3 protein-coding genes are annotated in these 2994 nt (G+C 71.7%); 2 read left to right on the top strand and 1 reads right to left on the bottom strand.

Features of this window, described 5'->3' with window-relative positions; genetic code table 11:
• Nucleotides 1-66 precede the first annotated feature (66 nt).
• Nucleotides 67-1095, bottom strand: coding sequence for an isopenicillin N synthase family dioxygenase (locus PLL68_RS12510; protein WP_324534561.1), 1029 nt, complete (start codon nucleotides 1093-1095; stop codon nucleotides 67-69).
• Nucleotides 1096-1219: 124 nt separating this feature from the next.
• On the opposite strand from PLL68_RS12510, the gene PLL68_RS12505 reads away from it, so the two are divergent.
• Together PLL68_RS12505 and PLL68_RS12500 are read left to right on the top strand one after the other, a co-directional pair.
• Nucleotides 1220-1816 (top strand): hypothetical protein, encoded by a 597-nt coding sequence (locus PLL68_RS12505; RefSeq protein WP_324534559.1) that lies wholly within the window; start codon nucleotides 1220-1222, stop codon nucleotides 1814-1816.
• A 91-nt stretch (nucleotides 1817-1907) separates the two neighbouring features.
• Nucleotides 1908-2994, top strand: a 1087-nt coding sequence (locus PLL68_RS12500) for a PepSY-associated TM helix domain-containing protein (protein WP_324534557.1), incomplete at its 3' end; no start/stop codon positions are given.

Genomic DNA, 2994 nt, shown 5'->3' with positions numbered 1-2994 from the left:
CTTCGGGCGCGCTCTGTGTTGAGACAGACGACGGGCCCCCGACCAGCGGAGACGCGGTCGGGGGCCTTACTCGTGCCCGGACGACGCGCGGTCGACGAGGTCGGCATGGTGGCGGGCGGCGACGTCCGGGTGGGCCCGCAGGCGTGCCTTGAGCATGTTCTCGCCGAACGTGCCGGAGATGACGTTGTCCGGGTCCTGCGTGACCCCACGCGAGTCCGCGGCGAGCACCGGCGGCAGGTCGATGACGGGCATGGTGGAGTCCAGGGCCGGGTTGAGGAAGAACGGGATGGAGAGTCGGACGTCGCCGGGTGCGGGCGAGACGACGCGGTGGGTCGTCGCCTTGAGGTAGCCGGAGGTGGCGAACTCCATGAGCTCGCCGATGTTGACGACGAAGGCTCCGGGCATCGCCGGGGCGTCGATCCAGCCGCCGAGGTGCTCGACCTGGAGGCCACCCTTGCCGGGTTCGATCATCAGCAGGGTGAGCACGCCGGGGTCCTTGTGGGCACCGACCCCCTGCGCGGCGCGGTCGTCCTCACGACGGCCGGGGTAGCGCACGAGCTTGATCAGGGTGGAGGGCCGGTCGGCGAAGGCGTCGTCGAAGACGTCGGCCGGGCTCCCGAGGGCGAGCGCCCACTCCCGCAGCAGCCGGGCGCCGATGGCGGCGCAGCGCTGCTCCCAGACGGTGAACGTCTCACGCAGTTCCGGCAACCCGCTGGGCCACTGGTTGGGGCCCTCGAGCCGCATGTAGGCAGGGGCCGCACGATCCGTGACGGCGGCACGCTCGGCGGCGATGTCGATCTGCTCGCGCCAGTCGACCCGCCCCTGGGTCAGCTCGCCACCCGTGCGGTTGTAGCCGCGGAAGTGGGGGCTGTTGACCATCTCCACGCGCACCTTGTCCTCCAGGGGGAGGGCGAAGAACCGCTCGGCGGTGGCGAACGCGGTGGCGATGTCGTCATCGGTCAGCCCGTGCCCGGTGAGGTAGAAGAAGCCGACGTCGTGGGTCGCGGCCAGCAGTGCTTCCCGAAACTCGTGAGCGGCATCCGGCCCGTCGTCGAGGGTCGACAGGTCGAGGACCGGGAGTGACTCCAGGGGCATGCCGTCTCCTGTGCTGGCGGTAGAAGGGCGGTCGGACAGGGCCGTTCCACTGTGTCAGACGTCGGGAGTCTGCGCTCTGCACGAAACGCCCCACGGGGCCTGCCGCGCCGCTAGATGCTGCGTCGTGACGACGGCGGTGTCGGCCTCGACCGGCGAGCAGGTGCGGATGCTGCGCGCCCTCGTCGCGACCCTGGTCGTCGTCGGGTTCGGCGGCTGGGCCCACCAGATGGGGGGTGGTGCGCCGCTGCGACTCATCCCCGCCGTGGTCCTCACCCTGCTCGTCGGTCCCGTCGTGTGCCTGTGCGTGCGCCGACGGTCGAGCGTGCCGCGCATGCTGGTGGCGACCTCACTCGGTCAGGTCGTCACCCACGTCGCGCTCACGGGGATGACCCCTCGAACGGGCGGCTCGGCGGTGCGCCTGCACCTCCACGAGGTCGCTGCCCCGCTGCCACTCCTGCCCACCGAGGGCTCGTCGGCGCTGTCGGTGACGAGCACCATGCTCCTCACGCACATCGTCGCGTCCGTGGTCGCGAGCCTGCTCCTCACAGTCGGCGCCGACGTCGTGCGCGCCGTGGCCCGCCGGCTGGTCGTCGTCGCGACCCTGCGCGTGCCGGTCACCCACGGCATCCCCGCCCGAACGGTGACGACGTGGATGCCGGTGCTCCGGGGACGCGTCGTCGCCCCCCTTGGTGGCCGGGCGCCACCGCTCCTCCTGGTCTGAGTCGCGCCCGGACTCGGGGCGGCTCCACGCCCTTCGTCCCTGCACCGCCCGGCAGGCAGCACCGTGCTGCCCGACCCCTTGGAGACCCTTCATGTCCCTGCTCAAGGACCCGCCCCAGCCCAAGAACGCCCCTGAGACCACCGACACCGAGACCACCGGCACCGACGGTGCCAGGTCTGCTGACGCCAAACGCGGCAGCGGACTGTTCCGTGCCTTCTGGCGGTGGCACTTCTACGCCTCGTTCATCGTCATCCCGACCGTGCTCGTGCTCGCCATCACCGGCCTCGTGTACCTCTTCCGGTTCCAGATCGAGCCCGCGGTCCACCAGGACCTCATGCGCGTGACCGCCCCGGCCGACCCGGTGTTCGTCGCCTACGACGAGCAGCTGGCGGCCGTCGCGGCTGCCCGCCCCGACGACACGGTGGTGTCGATGGCCGAGCCGGCAGCACCCGACCACAGCACCCGCTTCACCGTCTCGACCCCGGACGAGGCCACCCGGGACGTCTTCGTCGACCCGTACACGGGCAAGGTGCTCGGCGCGCTCGACCCCGACTCGACGATCAGCGGCACGGCCGTGCGCATCCACGCCGACCTCATGGCGGGCCGGGTCGGGGACTTCGTCCTCGAGCTCGGGGCGTGCTGGGCCATCGTCATGGCCATCACCGGCTATTACCTGTTCTTCCGCGGCTGGCGCGCCCGCCGTCGGCTCGCGAAGAAGGATGCCGCGACGGCTCGCCTGCGCAGTGGTCACGCCTGGACCGGGACGTTCATCGGGGTCGGGCTGCTGATGCTCGTCGTGTCCGGCCTGCCCTGGACCGGGATCTGGGGGGCGCAGGCCCAGAAGGTCGCGGCCGGAGCGGGCACCTCGTTCTGGAGCGAGGACCACGGCGCCCTGTCCAACCCCACCTCGACGCTCGACGAGTCGCTGCCGCACAGCCACGGGGTGGTGCCGTGGGCGCAGGAGCAGAGCGAGGTGCCGCAGTCGTCCCGTGACCCGGAGCGGTCCGTGGCCAACCTGGACACCGCCGTCGCCGTCGGTGAGCGCGAGGGGCTGACCCACCCGATGACCGTCATCCTCCCGAGCGAGCAGACCGGGGTGTTCTCGACCATCGGCTACGCCTTCAACGAGCCCACGGCCGAGCGCACGGTGCACGTCGACCGGTTCGGCGGCACCGTCG

The sequence above is a fragment of the Ornithinibacter sp. genome (assembly GCF_035443565.1).
GTDB lineage: Bacteria > Actinomycetota > Actinomycetes > Actinomycetales > Dermatophilaceae > Fodinibacter.
This window is presented reverse-complemented; position numbering and strand designations above follow the sequence as displayed.